Source organism: Streptomyces polyasparticus, from assembly GCF_014493765.1.
Lineage (GTDB): Bacteria > Actinomycetota > Actinomycetes > Streptomycetales > Streptomycetaceae > Streptomyces > Streptomyces polyasparticus.
In genome coordinates this window covers 1-903 of record NZ_JACTVJ010000124.1, presented here as the reverse complement: position 1 = coordinate 903, position 903 = coordinate 1, and the positions used below count along the sequence as shown (strand labels likewise).

General features: G+C 66.8%; 1 protein-coding gene. It reads left to right on the top strand.

Annotated features, from left to right (window positions below):
• The first annotated feature begins 40 nt into the window (after nucleotides 1-40).
• A protein-coding gene (locus H9Y04_RS45770; RefSeq protein WP_187820168.1) for an IS5 family transposase occupies nucleotides 41-885 on the top strand; the annotation gives its coding sequence in 2 pieces (ribosomal slippage) (nucleotides 41-397 and nucleotides 400-885; 843 coding nt in all).
• The last annotated feature ends 18 nt before the right edge of the window (nucleotides 886-903 follow it).

The following is a 903-nucleotide window of genomic DNA, read 5'->3' as shown; positions in this document are numbered from 1 at the left end:
CTAGGCCGTTTCCTTCGGATCATCTGATCGTTGGTCTGGTGTGTCGCTGACTGACGCGCAGTGGGCGCGGATCGAGCCGTTGTTGCCGGACCGGGCACCGAAGCGGGGCGGGCGGTGGCGTGATCACCGGCAGGTGATCGACGCGATCGCCTGGAAGTACCGCACCGGCTCGCCCTGGATGGACCTGCCCGAGGAGTTCGGCTCCTGGAAGGGCGCCCACAACCGGCTGCGGATGTGGGCACTCGATGGAACCTGGCAGCGGATCTTCACCGCTCTGCTGGCGCAGGCCGATGCCGCCGGCGACTTGGACTGGGTCGTCGCCGTGGACTCCACGATCGTGCGCGCTCATCAACATGCCGCCGGGGCCCGCCAAAAGGGGCCCCGGTCTGCGAGCCGGACCATCACGCGCTCGGCCGGTCCCGCGGCGGACTGACCACCAAGATCCACCTGGCTGCCGACGGACACTGCCGACCGCTGAGCTTCGTCCTCACTCCCGGACAGGCCGGGGACGCTCCAGCATTCACCCAGGTCATGGCCCAATTGCGGGTGCCCAGAAAGACAGGGCGCCCCAGAACCACCCCTGATGCGGTACTGGCCGACAAGGCGTATTCCTCGCGCGCGATCCGCGAACTCCTGCGCAAGCGCGGCATCCGCACGGTGATCCCGCAGCCAGCCGACCAGATCACCAAACGCAAGAAACGCGGCCGAATCGGCGGCCGACCGCCGGCGTTCGACCGGGAGAGCTACCGGCAACGCAACACCGTCGAACGCTGCATCAACCGCCTCAAACAATGGCGCGGCCTGGCCACTCGCTACGACAAGACCGCAACCATCTACCTCGCCGGACTCCACATCGCCGCCATCTTCATCTGGTCAGCAACATGATCCGAAAGAGACGACCTA